17 protein-coding genes and 1 pseudogene are annotated in these 16,384 nt (G+C 58.9%); 3 read left to right on the top strand and 15 right to left on the bottom strand.

Features of this window, described 5'->3' with window-relative positions; translation table 11 throughout:
- Window positions 1-135 precede the first annotated feature (135 nt).
- Complete coding sequence (locus tag Thiofri_RS00905) at window positions 136-1,206, top strand: IS110 family RNA-guided transposase (RefSeq protein WP_040854342.1); 1,071 nt, start codon at window positions 136-138, stop codon at window positions 1,204-1,206.
- Window positions 1,207-1,635: 429 nt separating this feature from the next.
- Here Thiofri_RS00905 and Thiofri_RS00900 read toward each other — a convergent pair whose 3' ends face one another.
- From Thiofri_RS00900 to Thiofri_RS00885, 4 genes are all read right to left on the bottom strand, one after another.
- On the bottom strand, window positions 1,636-2,091 hold the full coding sequence (locus tag Thiofri_RS00900) for a CBS domain-containing protein (protein ID WP_323705792.1): 456 nt from the start codon (window positions 2,089-2,091) through the stop codon (window positions 1,636-1,638).
- 93 nt (window positions 2,092-2,184) lie between these two features.
- Window positions 2,185-2,607: an SIS domain-containing protein gene (locus Thiofri_RS00895; RefSeq protein WP_323705791.1), complete on the bottom strand. Its 423-nt coding sequence runs from the start codon at window positions 2,605-2,607 to the stop codon at window positions 2,185-2,187.
- A 79-nt stretch (window positions 2,608-2,686) separates the two neighbouring features.
- A complete protein-coding gene (gene kdsA / locus Thiofri_RS00890) occupies window positions 2,687-3,499 on the bottom strand; it encodes a 3-deoxy-8-phosphooctulonate synthase (protein WP_009146706.1) in 813 nt (270 codons plus the stop codon).
- Window positions 3,500-3,535: 36 nt separating this feature from the next.
- On the bottom strand, window positions 3,536-4,030 hold the full coding sequence (locus Thiofri_RS00885) for a KdsC family phosphatase (RefSeq protein WP_009146705.1): 495 nt from the start codon (window positions 4,028-4,030) through the stop codon (window positions 3,536-3,538).
- 164 nt (window positions 4,031-4,194) lie between these two features.
- Here Thiofri_RS00885 and Thiofri_RS00880 point away from each other — a divergent pair, with 164 nt between their 5' ends.
- Window positions 4,195-5,709, top strand: a complete 1,515-nt coding sequence (locus tag Thiofri_RS00880; RefSeq protein WP_009146704.1) for an ISKra4-like element ISThio1 family transposase — start codon at window positions 4,195-4,197, stop codon at window positions 5,707-5,709.
- Here Thiofri_RS00880 and Thiofri_RS24640 read toward each other — a convergent pair.
- Window positions 5,664-6,116 (bottom strand): cytidylyltransferase domain-containing protein, encoded by a 453-nt coding sequence (locus tag Thiofri_RS24640; protein ID WP_390165266.1) that lies wholly within the window; start codon window positions 6,114-6,116, stop codon window positions 5,664-5,666. The two genes, Thiofri_RS00880 and Thiofri_RS24640, sit on opposite strands and share 46 nt — an antisense overlap.
- A gap of 53 nt (window positions 6,117-6,169) precedes the next feature.
- On the opposite strand from Thiofri_RS24640, the pseudogene Thiofri_RS00870 reads away from it, so the two are divergent.
- Window positions 6,170-7,341, top strand: a pseudogene (locus tag Thiofri_RS00870) (IS3 family transposase); the annotation flags it as partial.
- 76 nt (window positions 7,342-7,417) lie between these two features.
- Here Thiofri_RS00870 and Thiofri_RS00865 read toward each other — a convergent pair.
- From Thiofri_RS00865 to Thiofri_RS00820, 10 genes are all read right to left on the bottom strand, one after another.
- Entirely contained in the window at window positions 7,418-8,650 is a 1,233-nt protein-coding gene (locus Thiofri_RS00865) for a capsule polysaccharide biosynthesis protein (protein WP_009146701.1), read from the bottom strand.
- Window positions 8,651-8,652: 2 nt separating this feature from the next.
- On the bottom strand, window positions 8,653-9,186 hold the full coding sequence (locus Thiofri_RS00860; protein ID WP_009146700.1) for a hypothetical protein: 534 nt from the start codon (window positions 9,184-9,186) through the stop codon (window positions 8,653-8,655).
- Window positions 9,187-9,197: 11 nt separating this feature from the next.
- Window positions 9,198-10,148 carry a glycosyltransferase family 4 protein gene (locus Thiofri_RS00855; protein ID WP_009146699.1) on the bottom strand — a complete coding sequence of 317 codons (951 nt, stop codon included), beginning with the start codon at window positions 10,146-10,148 and terminating at the stop codon, window positions 9,198-9,200.
- A gap of 12 nt (window positions 10,149-10,160) precedes the next feature.
- Window positions 10,161-12,632: a glycosyltransferase gene (locus Thiofri_RS00850; protein ID WP_009146698.1), complete on the bottom strand. Its 2,472-nt coding sequence runs from the start codon at window positions 12,630-12,632 to the stop codon at window positions 10,161-10,163.
- Window positions 12,633-12,862: 230 nt separating this feature from the next.
- Window positions 12,863-13,117, bottom strand: coding sequence for a DUF2442 domain-containing protein (locus tag Thiofri_RS00845; RefSeq protein ID WP_009146697.1), 255 nt, complete (start codon window positions 13,115-13,117; stop codon window positions 12,863-12,865).
- Window positions 13,118-13,130: 13 nt separating this feature from the next.
- Window positions 13,131-13,658 (bottom strand): Rpn family recombination-promoting nuclease/putative transposase, encoded by a 528-nt coding sequence (locus Thiofri_RS00840; protein ID WP_407702926.1) that lies wholly within the window; start codon window positions 13,656-13,658, stop codon window positions 13,131-13,133.
- 167 nt (window positions 13,659-13,825) lie between these two features.
- Window positions 13,826-14,230, bottom strand: a complete 405-nt coding sequence (locus Thiofri_RS00835) for a type II toxin-antitoxin system VapC family toxin (protein WP_009146851.1) — start codon at window positions 14,228-14,230, stop codon at window positions 13,826-13,828.
- Entirely contained in the window at window positions 14,230-15,147 is a 918-nt protein-coding gene (locus Thiofri_RS00830) for a hypothetical protein (RefSeq protein WP_323705790.1), read from the bottom strand. The genes Thiofri_RS00835 and Thiofri_RS00830 overlap by 1 nt, the downstream gene beginning before the upstream one ends.
- Before the next feature lies 1 nt (window position 15,148).
- On the bottom strand, window positions 15,149-15,484 hold the full coding sequence (locus tag Thiofri_RS00825) for an RpnC/YadD family protein (protein WP_009146854.1): 336 nt from the start codon (window positions 15,482-15,484) through the stop codon (window positions 15,149-15,151).
- Entirely contained in the window at window positions 15,481-16,302 is an 822-nt protein-coding gene (locus Thiofri_RS00820) for an Rpn family recombination-promoting nuclease/putative transposase (RefSeq protein WP_323705788.1), read from the bottom strand. The genes Thiofri_RS00825 and Thiofri_RS00820 overlap by 4 nt, the downstream gene beginning before the upstream one ends.
- Between the last annotated feature and the right edge of the window lie 82 nt (window positions 16,303-16,384).

The raw sequence follows: 16,384 nt of genomic DNA, 5'->3' as shown, positions 1-16,384 counted from the left end.
ATTAAGTATACTAATGGGATGGTCTGCCCCGCTCCTAAAAACCCTCTGAATCAAGCAAAATAGGCTATCGACAACCACCTAATCGTTAACCGAAGACTGCGGAGAAGAGTCATGAAAAAAGCAAAGAAAAAATCCATGAAGACGTTCAGCAAAGAACCGGTTGCCACCATTGGCATTGATCTGGCCAAGAACAGCGTGCACGTGTTTGGTGTCGACGCCCAAGGCGAGATGGTATTTAGCCGCAAGGTCGCCCGTAAAGCTTTGAGTCAGTTCATCGCCCAACAGCCGACCTGTCGCATCGCCATGGAAGCCTGTAGTGGCGCCCACCATTGGGCACGCACCTTCCAGGGGTTCGGCCATGAGGTGGTGTTGATCGCCCCGCAGCATGTGAAGCCCTTTGTGAAGACCAACAAGAACGACGCCGTCGATGCCGAGGCGATCTGCGAAGCCGCGCGACGCCCACGCCAGTTGTTCGTGCCCATCAAGAACGTTGAACAGCAGGATATCCAGGGTACCCACCGCATGCGCTCAATGGTCATTGATCAGCGCACGGCACTGGTCAATCAGATCCGGGGTTTGTTGGCCGAATACGGCATTGTCATTGCTCAAGGGCGTGCTGAGCTCATGCGCCGCCTGCCGGAAATCCTTGAAGACGCCGAGAATGGACTCAGCGAGCGGTTTCGCGCCGAATTGAACGGGCTCCTTGAGGAGCTGCGTCACATGGATACGCGGGTCAAGCATTATGATACTCAGATTCAGGCCGTCGCCGACACCAATGAGTCGGTCCAGCTGTTAAGGAGCATTCCCGGCATCGGCCCGCTGGTCGCTACCGCCTTGATTGCCACATTGGGCGACAATTGGGGGCTGTTCAACAATGGCCGCGCGCTGGCCGCCTGGCTGGGGCTGGTGCCGCGACAGCACTCCACCGGCGGGAAACCGCGCTTGCTCGGAATCAGTAAACGGGGCGATGTGTACATGCGCAAACTCTTAATCAACGGGGCGCGTGCAATGATGCGCTGGGTTGAGAAGAAAGACGACGCTCTCAGTCATTGGGCGCGGGATCTCAAGCAGCGCCGTCATGCCAATGTCGCCGTGGTTGCGATGGCCAACAAGCTCGTGCGCATCGCTTGGGCGGTGATGACCACCGGCAAGGCTTTCGATACGGCGCGCGGGGCGTTAGCAAAGCCTGCGGCCGTTACCGCGTAACGCCATACCGGCCACGAACCATTCCGATTAACCCGCCCTGATCGGGCATCAACCGAGTTCCACACCACGAGTTGCGAAGAGTGAAATCCACTGTGATGGCATGAAAGGTACGACCGCCTCGCTGAAAACCTGACGGGGACAGCAGCCAGCTTAAGCTGAGACTGATATACTGATTGAGGACGGCGAGGTACGCGAATTCCATTAGGGCACGGGGATCGACTTCGATGATGATCCCTCTTAACGATGCCGGATATATGGCCGCAACGTTTCCTTCTACCAAACAGCGATTTTCCTCTTGCATCGCGGGGCGGACCATATATGTCCCCAGAATTGGCAGAATTGGCAGAATTGGAATTGAATTGGAATTGTGATCTTGAACACCCTTGACACTCACACGAAGACCTCTTGCTCCAGAAGCTGAGTATAGCTTTACTTTCGTCCAACACCCATATCGTAAAGCTGCAAGACCCCAAGCACCTTTTCACCCTCATCCACCACCACCAAGGCGGTGATCTTTTCGGTTTGCATCAACTCTTCAGCCTCGGCGAACCGCAGGGTTGGAGTAATGGTTTTCGGGTCCTTGGTCATCATCTCCTGCGCGAAGAGCATCATAGGATTGTCTTCACGATCTAACACCCGACGCAGGTCACCATCGGTGACGATGCCGCACAGGAGCTCGCCATCCATCACCAGCGCCAGGCCCAAACGTCCTGCCGTCATGATGCGCACCAGATCGCGAAAGGGCGCGTCCGGGCGGCAGATCGGTAACGCTGTCTTGTGCATCACATCAGCCACCCGCGTCACCAGGCGTCGGCCCAGGCTGCCACCAGGGTGAAAGCGCGCGAAGTCCACCGGCTCAAAGCCGCGCCCCGTTGAGAGCGCCACCGCCAGCGCATCTCCCATCACCAGCGTGGCAGTGGTTGAGCAAGTGGGCGCCAAGTTGTTATTACAGGCCTCGCGCAGTACTGAGGTGTCTAATTACACGTTGGCAAAGGCCGCTAGGGTCGAGTCCGGTCGGCCAGTCATGGCAATCACGGGATTCCCCTGGCTCTCGAAAAAAGGTAACAGCCGGATTAACTCTTCGGTCTCACCACTGTTGGAAATCATCAGAATGGTATCGCCCCGATGAATCATGCCCAGATCGCCATGCAAGGCCTCGGCCGGATGCACGAAATAGGCCGGCGTACCAGTGGAGGCGAGGGTTGCGGCAATCTTGCGACCAATCAGGCCGGATTTCCCCATCCCCAGCACCATTACACGGTCATCTGTATGCAACATCAGCGACACCGCGCGCTCAAACGCATCGTCCAGTCGCTCACGCATCCGTTGTAGCGCTTCAATCTCAAGCTTGGTCACCGCGCGACCAATGGTTAAAGTTTGCAAAGTTTGCTTAGAATCCATGACTGTCACTGTCTGCTCTGTCGAAAAGTTATCGTTATCGCTGCGAACGCGCGGCACATGAACATAGGCAGCTCTTACCCTACGGGATCTCAAATGCCGGCATAGCCTTCACCAGGTCATCGACCGCCTTCACCTGCGCCAAGAAAGGTTCGAGCAAATCCAACGGCAAGGCACTGGGTCCATCGCACTTGGCCTGATCTGGGTTCGGATGCGCCTCAAGAAAAAGCCCGTCCAAGCCAACGGCCATGGCGGCGCGTGCCAACTCCAACGCTTGACCGCGCCGTCCACCGGAAGCCGCGCCCAGCGGGTCACGCTGCTGCAAGGCATGAGTCACGTCGAAGATTACCGGCAGACCGCCGCAGGCGGCTTTCATCACCCGAAAACCCAGCATATCCACCACCAGATTGTCGTAACCGAAGCAGGTACCGCGATCACATAGCATGAGTTGGTCGTTACCCGCCTCGCGGAACTTCTCGACAATGTTAGCCATCTGCCCAGGGCTCAGAAATTGCGGCTTTTTGATATTGATCGGTTTGCCTGTCTTGGCCAAAGCGATGACCAGATCGGTTTGTCGCGCCAGAAACGCCGGCAACTGCAAGATGTCCACAACCTCGGCCACCGGCGTCGCCTGCCAAGGTTCATGCACATCGGTGAGCACCCGCACGCCAAAGGCCTGTTTAACCGCTTCAAAAATGCGCAACCCTTCCTCCAGCCCTGGCCCGCGATAAGAGTGGATCGACGAGCGATTGGCCTTGTCGAAGCTGGCCTTGAAGACGTAAGGAATACCCAGCTTAGTGGTCACCGCCACATAGTGCTCGCAGGCACGCAGCGCCAGATCACGCGACTCCAGCACGTTAATGCCGCCAAGCAGTAGGAATCCTTGTTGGTTCATAAAACGATTGGTCCGAGTGGGTTTGATGGCAGTTGATTAGCGTTGCAACGGCTGCCCGGTGGCAACACCCGCGAAGCCGTCCGCCGTCGCATAGACAGCAGCCTTACCCTGGGCGGCAAGAATGCGATCCGCCAGTTCGCGCAAGGCGCCTTGGCCGCCGGGTAACCGCAGCACCCCCGTGGCGGCCTCACGCACATAGGCCGGCGCGTCAGCGACCGCGTAGGTTAATCCACAGACGGCAAAGGCAGGCAAATCGATCGAATCATCGCCAATGCACGCGGTCTGCTCCGGCGTCACACCGGCCTGTTCCATCAGCGCCCGACAAGCCTGGGCTTTATCCTTCACCCCAAAGGCCATGAGACTCAAGCCCAAGTCCGCCACGCGCTTGCGAAGGGTGGCCGAATCCCGCCCAGAGAGCACCGCCACGCGGATGCCGCTTTCCTCCAGCAGCCGAATACCCAGCCCATCGCGGACGTGGAAGCGCTTCAGGCATTCGCCGCTAGCGTCGTAATACAGACCACCATCGGTCAAGACTCCATCGACATCGGGTGCGGCTCCTTTAGAACGACGCTCAGCGACTAGAAAACAACAGCTTAACCAGCTAGAAACCTGAGGACAGGGAAGACAGGGCCTCCACTCGGGTGCGAAACTGAAGGGACGAAACTTTTGTCACGGACCCTGAGGAGACCCTGTCGATGCCATGCTACACGATTTCTTTGCCAAGCCTCGATTGCTACGAGGGGGCGATCGCGCAGTTCGTCCAACTGCTTGAGACGCTGAGCGGGGAGCAAGCCCAACATGCCACGCACGGGGAAATCGAAGCGCTGGTGCAACAGGGCGGCATGAAGCTGCTGTGTGAGATGGTCCAGTCGCACCTGGAACAAAGAGCGCGAGAGGAACCGCGGTATGCGTCCGTGATTGGCGCCGATGGTTATCCCCGGACCCATCATCGCGCCGGCTGTACCCGACTTCTGGAGACCCGCTTTGGGGAAGTGACCGTCACGCGCCGGGGCTACGGTGCGCGGGGACTCCAGAGCGTCTTCCCCTTGGATGCTGAGCTGAATCTGCCCCCGGGCAGGTATTCCCATGGCCTGTGCGAGGTGCTGGCCGGTGAGGTCGTGAACAACTCCTTCGACGCCGCGCTTGCGGCACTCGAACAAGCCGGCGGCGGGACGCTGGCCAAGCGCCAAGCCGAGGAGGTGGCCGTGCATCTGAGCCAGGACTTCGACGCCTTCTACGCCCAACCCTTTGTCCCCCAGGAGCCGAATGAAGCGAGCGAACGCCTCCTGATCATCAGTGCTGACGGCAAGGGCATCGTGATGCGCCCCAGCGATTTGCGCGAGGCCACCCGCAAGGCGCGCGAGCGCCAAGCGCACAAGCAACAGACCCGGCTGAGTCCTGGGGAGAAAAAGCAGCGCAAACGCATGGCCACCGTCGCCTCGGTCTATGAGGTCGAGCCCTACCCACGCACCCCAGAGCAGATCCTTGATCCCAAACAAGCCCCCGCGGGCAAACGTCCCGAAGTCCAGAACAAACGCACCTGGGCACGCGTGGAGGCCGATCAGCGCACCGTCATCGAGCAGGCGTTTGAGGAGGCCATGCGCCGCGACCCGGATCAGCACCGCCGCTGGGTGGTGCTCTGTGACGGTCAGGAAGATCTGCTGCGCCAAGTCACAGCCGCGGCCGAGCGCTACAAGGTCGAGGTGGTGGTGATCCAGGACTTCATCCATGTGCTGGAATATCTGTGGAAAGCCGCGCATGCGCTCTTTCCCGAGACCCCCGCGGAGCGCGAGCAGTGGGTGATGGAGCGCGCCATGGCCATCCTCGAAGGTCGCGCCCACGACGTGGCCGTGGGACTGCGCCGCGCGGCAACGCGCAAGCAACTCGGCGAGACGGCGCGCAAACCCATCGATAAGGCGGCCGACTATATCGACAACAACCGCGAGCGCCTCGAATACGACCAAGCGCTTGCGCTGGGGCTGCCAATCGCCACTGGTGTGATCGAAGGCGCCTGTCGCCATCTCGTCAAAGATCGCATGGATCTCACCGGGGCGCGTTGGGGGCTGGCCCGCGCCGAGGCGATCCTGAAACTGCGCTCACTAAAGATCAGTGGGGACTTGCCGGCCTATCTTGCGTTTCACTTCGACGCTGAGCACCGACGCCACTATCCAGGACCACCGATCCCGCTGGACTTGCCCGTGGCGGCATGATGTCTCACTTGCGCCATCACCATCGACCGGAAACGTCGCCCGCAACCGCTGGATTCTGCGGCGCTTGGCGTCGTTCCAAAAGAGCCGCACCCATCGACATCGGTGATCAGCAGTCTCACCCGCGCTAGTGGGGAGATCGCCGTGTCCGTTTCACCGGCCAGCAAGGCGCGCACCCTGTCCAGACACGCTGGCGTATCCACCCCCGGCCCGGTGGGTGCCACCTCAAAGACACGGATACGGATGCCGGCAGCGAGCAAGCGCAACTGTTCCAGTTGCTCGGTCTGCTCCAATGCGCTTGGCGGCAGACTCGGATAGCGCTCCAGCACAGAGCGGCGGTAAGCGTAGACCCCGACATGCTTGCGAAAACCTGGATGGACTATAGTGGACCCCGATTTTAGGACAGTCATTTAAGTTAGTCCTGCCTCATCTGGAGAGACTTGAACAGACCTGGAGAGAGCAGATGAGTGAGAGGCAACGCAAGACCTTCAGTGCTGCCTTCAAAGCCAAGGTTGGCTTAGAAGCCGTACGCGGAATGAAGACGACTAACGAGATTGCGCAGGACCACGGGGTTCATCCGGTCCAAGTGGGCCAGTGGAAGAAAGCCATTATCGAGGATGCCAGCAGGCTATTCGAAGGTCGGCGTGGTCGCAAGAAAGCGGGCGGTCATGGCGACGAAGAGCGTCTCTACAGCGAGATTGGGCGGCTGAAAATGGAGCTGGACTGGTTGAAAAAAAAGTCCGGTGTGAGCCTGTGAGCGTGCGTCGCGGGTGGATCGACATGGGCGGCCTTGACGCGGTTGGGTTAGCGGTCAGCCGCCAATGCGCGCTTCTCGGCGTTCACCGCTCTGGAGTGTATGCGCACAAGCCTGATCGCCGGGCTGAGCCCAGCGAACTGGATCAAAAGCTCTTGCGCCTGATTGATGCGGAATACACCAAAAGACCATTTTATGGGAGTCGACGCATGGTTGTGATGCTGCGCGCACAAGGCCATGTGGTCAGTCGCAAGCGCGTTCAGCGTCTCATGGGCGTTCTGGGATTAGCCGGCATGTTGCCTGGGCCTCATACCAGCAAGCCGCATCCCGAGCACAAGATCTATCCCTACTTGTTGCGTGGGCTGGCCATTGTGCGTCCCAACCAAGTCTGGAGCAGTGACATCACCTATGTGCGACTCGCGCACGGATTCGCCTACCTGGTGGCCATTATCGACTGGTACTCTCGACGGGTGCTTGCCTGGCGCCTATCGAACACAATGGAAACCGGTTTTTGCATCGACTGCCTGGAGGATGCGCTGCGCCACCATGGCCGGCCGGAGATCTTCAACACCGATCAGGGCGCGCAGTTCACCAGCCTCGCCTTCACCAAGGTGTTACATGACGCCGAGGTGGCCATCAGCATGGATGGGCGCGGAAGGGCTTTGGACAACGTCTTCGTCGAGCGTCTGTGGCGCAGCGTCAAATGGGAGGACATCTACCCCAAGGGCTATGAGACGCTCTCAGAGCTGTTCATGGGCCTCTCGGAGTATTTCCCCTTCTACAACGGCGAACGCCCCCACCAGGGGCTTGGCTACCGAACGCCGGACCATGTCCATGTGAGCGGCGAAGGCGGTGGTGTCGTGGTCGCCGATCACTTTGGCGACCGCCCGCCAGCGGACTCGTCGGCTCCGCTACGCTCCGCCGACGAGTCCGCTGGCGAAGACCTGGGGCAGCGCCTTACCGCTGCGACCGAGGTGGGTGCGCTAACTTAAATTCGGGGAAAAACTGTCCTTGACATGGGGTCCACCTCACTCTTGGCATGGTAATTTTCAAGGACGATTGATCATTAAGTACATAATTTTCGTTAGTGTGGATGACTTTTACGCCCATTGCGGATGCTTGAATCAGCGTTTGTGAACTGATTGCGTAAATTGCATCTGCACGTGACAGTATTGAAAAAACATTTCCCTTAGAATCAAAACTGACGCGATCCTCGCCCATCCCTTCTTTCGCGAGCATGTTACGCAAGACGACTTCAGTGGGTGAAAAACCGTTGCAAACAATTTCCCAAGGATGAAGGCGGAAAATAACGTGAAGATCATCTTGGAGAAATCGTTTAGCTGCAGCCATATAGAACTGTACCGGGCTACATGATAAGTATTTGGTTATCGTCACATCGTTCATGACTTGGCAAATAATAACCCCATAACGCTGGTTATGGTGAAGGCTCGAATTTTCTACAGGATGTGTCGCATTCAGGGACTTGCCGGCCGTAAGTTTATGGAGATCAACAGAATAAAAGTAGTCTTCGGCAATGGCTTCTAACGATTTCTCCTGCGCAAATGGCAACAGATAAGGGCTATTGCCAATTGGCTCATAGAGTTCAGCGCACAAGAAAAACTCTTTATTAAAAAGGGATTCAATGCAATAAACAGTCGTTGGCGAGTATTGAAAAACCAAGTGAAAGGCCATCTGATACGGCTTTTTCCCTGAGAATACAAAAATCAGTTCATTCGTTTTGCTGATCTCGCCGTACCTTGTTTTCCAGTATTTTAACCAAGCATTGCAGTGAACAATAACCTGTTGATAAGCTTTTTTTGCATTTGCCACCTCAAACCAGGTCCTTATGTTTTCGCTCGTGATCGGCAATTCAGAATGGTGAATTTCTTCTCTCAAATTCAGCAAAAGCTCTTCCCTGAAAACCGAAAGAAATCTGTTTTCAATATAAACAACTTCTTCTTCTGTCAGTTTTTGATATTCGGTTTCAATATCGCTCTCGATGCCTAACGCAGAGCGATATTTCTCGTGGAGTTCAACTGCACTCGGAGGCAAGCGCGGTAGCCGCAACGGCTTCCATTCTGTAAGTTCCAAATCCAATAGATAATGCATGTCTTTAAATGCACTAAATAAGGTAGGGAAGTTACGGGGGTTTACATTAAACCCATCAAGGATTGCAACTTTGTGCTTCATATTCAAACAGTATCCACAACTTTTAAGGATAGCTCTGCTTTAGATAGAGGATTTCCTGAAAGTCGAGGTGGCACAATGCCTAGCTCTAGAATTTTTTGGACTCTTGAGGCAAGAATCAAACGAAAAGCCTTATTTTCACCGCGGCCGTATTTACCATCAATGGCTGTCAATAGTCCGACACTTGATGTTCTTAATATCAAGTCTGCTGCAAGCGCAAAAACATGCAAAGAGTTGAACTGCTGTCGCCCCAACACACCAACGTTATTAACACTTGTCAACATAGCAATCAACACAATAAGGCGATTACATGTCGAAATTTCTTTTTTTTCAGCTAAAAAAGCGAGTGTATGTTGCATTAAAGCGTTATCGATTAGATTGACCATTAACCTGCGACCGTTACTCGCTTTCAGGAAATGAAGCGCTACGGCATTTGCCAAAAAAGGAATTTCAGGCTCTAAACTCTTGTTTATCGCTTCATTGGATTCTATCGAGATCCCCCAAGGCTGGAGAAGTTGTGAAAAATTGTGATCGCCCATGAAGGTTTCCTTCAATTGAAGACTTCAGCGTACGCTCTGTGATATAAATGGCCTACCTGAGACCATGACGATAGTCTGTCTATGTTTGGCATGGCTAAGGTTTTTGAATTGCTGAACCAATCACGAATGCTTATTGCATCCTCCTCAGGATCTCCTTTCAAAATCACGCCGTCCTCTTGGTTTTTGATTAAGTCAGCCGCAGACCCTTTTTGCGTAGCTGCTACGGGTACACCCGCCGCAAGAGATTCGTTAATTTGCGCGCCCACTCCCTCGTGACCTGAGATCATGAGTAACATATCAATGTTGGAATAAACATTCATTAACGCTGGATAGGAGAGTACAGGCAACGTGATAACGTTGAATCCGTTTGATTTGAGGTATTGAGCCATGAAGCTCCGATCACGACCAACTAGGATTAAATTAAAATTGGGGCGACCAAGCCTGATTGCCAATTTAGTTAAGTAATGTTCGCCTTTGACATAGTTTGTATACGAGCGAGATATCATTCCTAGGGTCAAGGGTCTGAGCTTATCGGCGTTTCTCTGGGTCTTTTTTTCTCGAACCTCTGCACTCAGTAACTCATCGTAACCGTGCGGTATCGTAAACTTTGGTGTGAAACCTAGTGTTTTAAGTTGTTTATACTGCATCGAGTTGTGGACTATCACACCTCTGCAGTTTGAGAGATTGCTGATGAGGTTTTGTTTTGCTTCAGGCGTTATTTGTGGATTGGTCAAGTCATCGTGAAAGGTAATTATAGAGCGCTTGGTTATAAACTCAGGGATAGCAGCATAAGGGCGATTTATATGAACTAAATCTACCGCTGATGCCTCGTCCATTTCTATCGTAAAGCAATCCACCAAAGGTTTATTTGTATAGCAAATTTCTTTAAATATACGTGTAAATATTGCACTACGAACTTTTGGAGATGTAAGAATGCCAACTTTTTTCAGATTTGCAGCCACGATCCTTCCTGATTAGCACGCGATTAGAGCATTAGAATGCCATGTCGCTTTAAAGTGTTCATGGTTCTGAGTAATACGAGTAGAAGTCAATTTTTTATCCCGCCGCCGCGTACTACTTTCTGCATGCTGCAATCCAATATCCGTCATACACCAACATCCGAGCCCGAGATCCCGCCTCAGTCGTAAGCAGAAATCAATATCCTCAAGTCCATAGTCATATTCAGTTGCAAACCCACCCAGCTGAAAAAAATCACGCGCACGGCATAACAAAAACGCTCCGGTTACTGCCGGTTGCGCCTGCCCCACCGGCGGACGTTGAGCCAGATAATCGGCTAGGCTGGGATGCCGAATCTGACGCGGATGGTGATATCCGCGCTGGTGGCTCCATGGGAAGTGGATGCCGAGGTGCTGCACGCTCGGGGTCTGGCCGGGTGGCAGGCGCTCGGGGTCGTCGTCGAGACGGATGCCGACGGCGCCAATGCTGGGGTCTTGCAGCCGTTGCAGGGCGGCGGGCAGCGCATCGGCGGTGTAGCGGATGTCGTTGTTGAGGAACAGCAGGTGCGGGTAGCGCGCGAGCGCGGCGGCGAGGTTGCAGGAGGCGGAGAAGCTGTGATTGCGCCCGCGGCGTAGGTGCCAGATCGGCGTTGGGCTGGTCGCTTGGGGCGACTGGTGGCGGGCGATGACGGCGGCGGTCTGGTCCTCGGGGTCGTCGAGGGCGCCGTGGTCGACGATGATCAGCTCCACCGGCTGATGGCGGTTGGTGGCCAGAAAGCTGGTGAGCAGGCGGTCAAGCAGCGCGGCGCCCTTAAGGCTGAGAATGATCACCGAGACGCCCTGGCGCTGGGTTGGCGACGCCTGCTGCAACGCGCGCGGCAGCGGCCCGAGCACGGGCAGCGCACTGACGCGCTCCAGCAGCCGGGCGGCATTGTCAGCGGCAGGTTCGCGCCGCGCGCCGGCGAGCAGACGTTGCAGGCGCGGGCGGTTGGCCTGGAGGCTGAGTTCGCGCTGGAAGACCGGGTGTGGCTGGGGGGATGACTGGGGCGCTGGCTGGGTTGATGACGGCGACGCGGCGCGGCTGGCCAGATGCGCGCGCAGGCGCTCGGCCAGGGTCGCGCGACTGACCGGGATAAAGGCGCCCTGCTCTTGCAGGTCGGCCAGGCCGGGCGTCGGCTCGGCAAACACCGTCAGCCCCATGGCCAGCGCATCGCTCAACTTGGCCGGCGTCTGCGCGCGGGCGGCGGCGGAGTCCGGGTCTTGCAGAAAGATGGCGATGTCGGCGGCGGCGAGCAGGTCCGGGATCGCGGCGAAGGGTTGGTCGTCGAGCAGGCGCAGGGCGAACCCACCGCGCGCCTGTTCGGCCTCCAGCGCCGCGCGCAACGGTTGCTCGGCATCCCCGAAGCGCCCGACGATGAGAAACAGCAGCTCGGGCGCGGCCTCGCCGAGGCTGGATGTGAGACTGGGCCTGAGACTGGCCCCGAGACTGGACAGCGCTTGGGCGGTCTCAAGCAGGCCCTTGTGCCGGCGCGGGGTGCCGAGGAACAGCACCACCTGTTGCTCGGGCGCGATCTGCCAGCGTGCGCGGGCGCGTTGGCCGCGCGCGGCAGAGGGCTGGAACTGGGCCGGGTCGCGGGCGTGGCGGATGATGACGCCGCCGTGGCGCTGCTGGAGCGCGCGGTTGGCGACGCTGAGACCACCGAGGGGGCCACCGCAGGGGCCAGCGAAGGCGTGGCACAGACTCATGCCGAGTTCCGTCCAGGGGCGCCCAGGGAGGTTGCTCCACGCCGGCAGGCCGTCATAACGTTGCAGCCAGTGCTCCAGCACCTGCTCGGCGCTGTGGCTGGCGAGATCGGGCAGCGGCTCGCCCTGGACGAAGGCGAGTTCGTCGTCGTCGAGATCGACCAGCACGCGGGCGTCCCACAGCAATTGGTAGAGCAGGCCAAAGAGGATGTTCGGCCAGCGCGGTTTGGACAGATGCACCAGATCGGCGGGATGGGCGCTGACCAGGTCGATGGCCTGGGCCATGAAGGCGCGCTCGTCCTCGATGAGGATGCTGTGGATGGGAATCGGGCCGTGCTGGGCGAGCTCGCGCAGCGGCGCCCAGAGCTGGCGACCGCGACGGGCGAAGCGGCTGCCGATGAGGCTGACGCACTCAATGCCGGGCGCGGGCGGCGGCTCGGGGTGCTCGGCCAGGTCTTGGTAGAGGCCGGCGAGGGTGTAGGCGCGCCCGGCGGGGTTTTCCGACAGCGACCAGCAGGTGACCACGACCTGGAGCTTGCCGCCGGCTTGAAGATTGGCTTGGCGCTGGCGGCGATGGCGTTTGCGGGCGAGCAGGAGGTTGTGGGCGAGTTGGTGAGTGAGTGGGCCATGGTGTGCATCCTTGTCTCCATCTCGCATCCCAAGCGCATACCAACGAATCGCTTCAGCATAATGGTGGGACCGCAGCGCGGCGTTAGCTTGTTGAAGGGCGGTCGGCGATGTTGACATGTTATCGCCCTTCCCTGTCGTTCACAAGCATTAGCTTTGGGGTTGACTGTTGTGCCCCCTTGCATCGACTCAGCCGAGTGTTGCGGGGCAGTTAAAGTTGGCAATTCTAGCACGGTTGGGGTTGGGTTTGGGCACGGCGATGAGGAAGGCCTCGGCCAGCTCGGGTGTCGCCGGGGCCGATCATGGAGATGCGGTTGAACATGGGTGGCTGCTCGCGGGTTTTCCGTGGCCTAGTGAATGATCCATTCGCCTGATTGCTCGATCTGCTCATGCATTGCATCAGGCGCTAAATCCAGTTCTCCCGGCCAGGTGACAAAATAGCCGTTGACCATGAGCTTGTTGAATTCCGCTGGATCGCGCAGTTTGGCAAAAACACCGCGATAAGCGGTGGGCTGAAAGCGCACTTTGCCTTCGAGGCCATCGGCAAACTTGACATAAATGCAGCCATGTTCCAGCACATGGGCCTCTTTGACATCCCAATCCATCGTGGCTCACTCGCTATTTTAGTGGTGTGATCTCTTCGGGCAGCAGATAGGCTTGCTGGGGACGATAGTCGGCCAGGACGGGTGGCGCGGGCTCAAGCAGCGGCTCGATGGTCTCGGCGGCGTTCCAGACTTGGGTGCCATTGTAGAGCACGATCGGCAGCACCGGGGGCAGACGGCCGTGGGCGCTGAGCTGTTCGGCGCGGATGAGATCTTGGTAGAGCAGGCCGATGTAACTCTGGATGCGCACCGCCATCCAGGCGTCGATGGTGGATTGGAATTCGAGCAGCAGATAGACGTAGAGCCAGTCCTTGCCCCAGCGTAGGCGCCAGATGAGGTCGTCGGCGCGGTCGCGCAGGTCTTCGGTGACGTAGCTGCCGCTGCAGCGCTCGAGGGTGCTGAGATCGAGGCTGCTCACCCAGTCGCCGGGGACGAAGCCCGTGAGCAGGTCGCGCACCATGGCCGCGTGGCCATAGAGGAGCTTGTAGCCGCTGTCGTGGGTCGGCTCGCGCCGACGCGGGGTCGTGGGTGCCGGTGATGTCATGGCGTTAAACCGGCACGGTCCTGCTGAGGCTGACGCGCTCGATGCCTGGCGCTGGCGGCGATAGCCCTAGCGGGCGCGCCGCAGGTTGCGCGCGAGCTGGCCGGCGCGCTGGGCGGCGCGCTGGGCGCGGTTGCCTTGGGCGAGAGCGCTGGCATCTTGTTGATCCATCACATCTTATGTTCAAACACGTTGACCGCCATTGAACCGGCAGCGGACTGCAACCGGCTGTCATTCGTCCACAATTCATCACAGCCATACTGCTGCGCCGTTGCCAGGTGCAAGGCGTCCGGTGTCTTGAGACCAAAACGGCTGCGCAAAGCAAGCGCACGCGCAAAGATCCGGTCGTTGATCGTCAGCCAAGTTTGCGCCTCCAAAAGAGTTTCATAGGCCTGGATGAGTGACAGTTGTTGCAGCCGCATCGGCTTGACCAAGATCTCCATTCGCACCAGAGGAGAAATGCAGAGGTTCGCGTCAGCGTTGCCTTCAAGCCAGCGCTGTGCGGCCTGCGTTTGTGGTGCGGCGCGTTCCACCCAGTAGATGAACAGGCAACTGTCGACGTAGGCGCGGCGCATTAGTCGTCGCTCCAGTCGTTCCTGAGATCGGCGATGCGCTGCTCGATCTCGTTTGGATCAGAGGTTGGTAGCGATTGAAACGCGGGAGAACGCAACAGCGCCAAGGTTGTCGCCGCGCTGGCTTCACCCGGCGCGCTGATCGGCTCCTCGAGAAACGTGATCAGAACGCTCACCGGTTCTTGATGACGCACATGGGGCGGGAGCTTGATCTGCCCGTCGGGCTCGAGCGTGGCGCGGAGTGTCAGCATAACGACTCTCTTCAGCTCAGGGATGGCGGCGAAGGGTTGATCGTCGAGCAGGCGCAGGGCGAGCCGACCGCGCGCCTGTTCGGTCTCCAGCGCCGCGCGGCGGAGGGCTGGAATTGGGCCAGGTCGCGGGCATGGCGGATGATGACACCACCGTGGCGCTGCTGGAGCGCGCGGTTGGCGACGCTGATACCATTGAGGGGTCCACCGCAGGGGCCAGCGAAGGCGTGGCACAGACTCATGCCGAGTTCCGTCCAGGGGCACCCAGAGTTGGTAACCGCGACGGGCGAAGCGGCTGCCGATGAGGGTGACGTGCCCGATGCCGGGCGCGGGGGGCGGATCGGGGTGCTCGACCAGGTCTTGGTAGAGGCTGGCGATGGTATAGGCGCGCCCGGCGGGGTTTTCCGACAGCGACCAGCAACAGACCACGACTTGCAGCTTGCCGCCGGCCTGCTGAGGGGCTTGCAGGGGGGCTTGCAGGGCGGCCTGGCGATGGCGGCGGTAGCCCTGACGGGCGCGCCGCAGGTTGTGCGCGAGCTGGGCGGCGATGGGACCATGCGCGCTGGGTTGAGCATCATCGCGCAGCCCTGCGGCGCAGTGGCGGATGGCTTGGGCGTGCTGGCCGGCGCGCTGGGCGGGGTTGCCTTGGGCAAGGGGTGTTGCAAGATTCAACTCAAGTTGCGCGTTTGATCTGGGTCAGCCAGGTGTCGCCGTCGGGGCTGAGCAGAAGCTGATCGGCGAGTTCTTCGAGCTGCTCGGGATCGCTGATGCCGGCCAGCAGGGATCGGCTCTGCTCGGCAACCTCCGAGCCAAAGCGACGGCGGGCTAAGCGGGAAAGGATGTGCCGGGTGGTTTCGCGACCTTCCTCCAGGCCTTGTTCCAGGCCTTGTTCCAGGCCTTGTTCCAGGCCCTGCTCCAGGCCCTGCTCCAGGCCCTGCCGCTTCCATTGATCAGTCCAGGTTTCGACATTGTCGGCTAGCATGTGATAGACCTCGCTCAGATCATTCATGGGGGTGACCGAAACACCGGGTAAACGCCTGGGGAGGAACACGCGCCCAAACCAGACGGCAAAGGCACGACACAAGCTGTTTTGCTCGGGCTCTTGGAGCCAGTCGACCAGGGCGCGCACGATGGCCAGGGCGTCCTCGGCGCTGCGGCTGGCTTCGAGGCGAAAGAGCGCGGCGCTGAGATTGCGGGTTGGCCTCTGTTCGGCCTTCGCCAGGCGTCGATGGTGGATTGGAATTCGAGCAGCAGATAGACGTAGAGCCAGTCCTCGCCCCAGCGTAGGCGCCAGATGAGATCATCGGCGCGGTCGCGCAGGTCTTCGGTGACGTAGCTGCCGCTGCAGCGCTCGAGGGTGCTGAGATCGAGGCTGCGGACCCAGTCGCCGGGGACGAAGCCCGTGAGCAGGTCGCGCACCATGGCGGCGTGGGCATAGAGGAGCTTGTAGCCGCTGTCGTGGGTCGGCGCGCGCCGACGCGGGGTCGTGGGTGCCGGTGATGTCATGGCGTTAAACCGGCACGGTCCTGCTGAGGCTGACGCGCTCGATGCCTGGCGCTGGCGGCGATAGCCCTGACGGGCGCGCCGCAGGTTGTGCGCGAGCTGGGCGCCGATGGGGCCGTGCGCGCCGGGTTGGGCATCATCGCGCAGACCTGCCGCATAGTGGCGGATGGCTTGGGCGTGCTGGCCGGCGCGCTGGGCGCGGTTGCCTTGGGTGAGGGGTGTGGCAAGGTTCAAAAAGCGGGTGGTTTTGTGGTTAGTGGGCGCGCTTGGTGGGTGCTTGCCCTGACTGAGGGTGAGTATAGACCCCGGCGTGGGGTTTTGCATGCTGGTGTGCGCTGGGCGTCCAAATGGTGGCCATGCTCGGCACCCATGGCGTCCTTGATGATCGGCTGCTTGGGTTGAGGGG

It is taken from the genome of Thiorhodovibrio frisius, assembly GCF_033954835.1.
Taxonomy (GTDB): domain Bacteria; phylum Pseudomonadota; class Gammaproteobacteria; order Chromatiales; family Chromatiaceae; genus Thiorhodovibrio; species Thiorhodovibrio frisius.
The sequence above is the reverse complement of the archived record's forward strand: the minus strand, read 5'-3'. Positions and strand labels throughout refer to the sequence as shown.

What these genes read in the sequence shown, in the direction of transcription:
- Thiofri_RS00865 (WP_009146701.1), bottom strand. Translation starts at nt 8,650, where the DNA reads ATGAAGCACAAAGTTGCAATCCTTGATGGGTTTAATGTAAACCCCCGT.
- Thiofri_RS24640 (WP_390165266.1), bottom strand. Translation starts at nt 6,116, where the DNA reads ATGACTGTCCTAAAATCGGGGTCCACTATAGTCCATCCAGGTTTTCGC.
- Thiofri_RS00820 (WP_323705788.1), bottom strand. Translation starts at nt 16,302, where the DNA reads ATGCAAAACCCCACGCCGGGGTCTATACTCACCCTCAGTCAGGGCAAG.
- Thiofri_RS00835 (WP_009146851.1), bottom strand. Translation starts at nt 14,230, where the DNA reads ATGCGCCGCGCCTACGTCGACAGTTGCCTGTTCATCTACTGGGTGGAA.
- Thiofri_RS00850 (WP_009146698.1), bottom strand. Translation starts at nt 12,632, where the DNA reads ATGTCAACATCGCCGACCGCCCTTCAACAAGCTAACGCCGCGCTGCGG.
- Thiofri_RS00880 (WP_009146704.1), top strand. Translation starts at nt 4,195, where the DNA reads ATGCCATGCTACACGATTTCTTTGCCAAGCCTCGATTGCTACGAGGGG.
- Thiofri_RS00840 (WP_407702926.1), bottom strand. Translation starts at nt 13,658, where the DNA reads ATGACATCACCGGCACCCACGACCCCGCGTCGGCGCGAGCCGACCCAC.
- Thiofri_RS00860 (WP_009146700.1), bottom strand. Translation starts at nt 9,186, where the DNA reads ATGGGCGATCACAATTTTTCACAACTTCTCCAGCCTTGGGGGATCTCG.
- Thiofri_RS00905 (WP_040854342.1), top strand. Translation starts at nt 136, where the DNA reads ATGAAGACGTTCAGCAAAGAACCGGTTGCCACCATTGGCATTGATCTG.
- Thiofri_RS00845 (WP_009146697.1), bottom strand. Translation starts at nt 13,117, where the DNA reads ATGGATTGGGATGTCAAAGAGGCCCATGTGCTGGAACATGGCTGCATT.
- Thiofri_RS00825 (WP_009146854.1), bottom strand. Translation starts at nt 15,484, where the DNA reads ATGAATGATCTGAGCGAGGTCTATCACATGCTAGCCGACAATGTCGAA.
- Thiofri_RS00895 (WP_323705791.1), bottom strand. Translation starts at nt 2,607, where the DNA reads ATGGATTCTAAGCAAACTTTGCAAACTTTAACCATTGGTCGCGCGGTG.
- kdsA (WP_009146706.1), bottom strand. Translation starts at nt 3,499, where the DNA reads ATGAACCAACAAGGATTCCTACTGCTTGGCGGCATTAACGTGCTGGAG.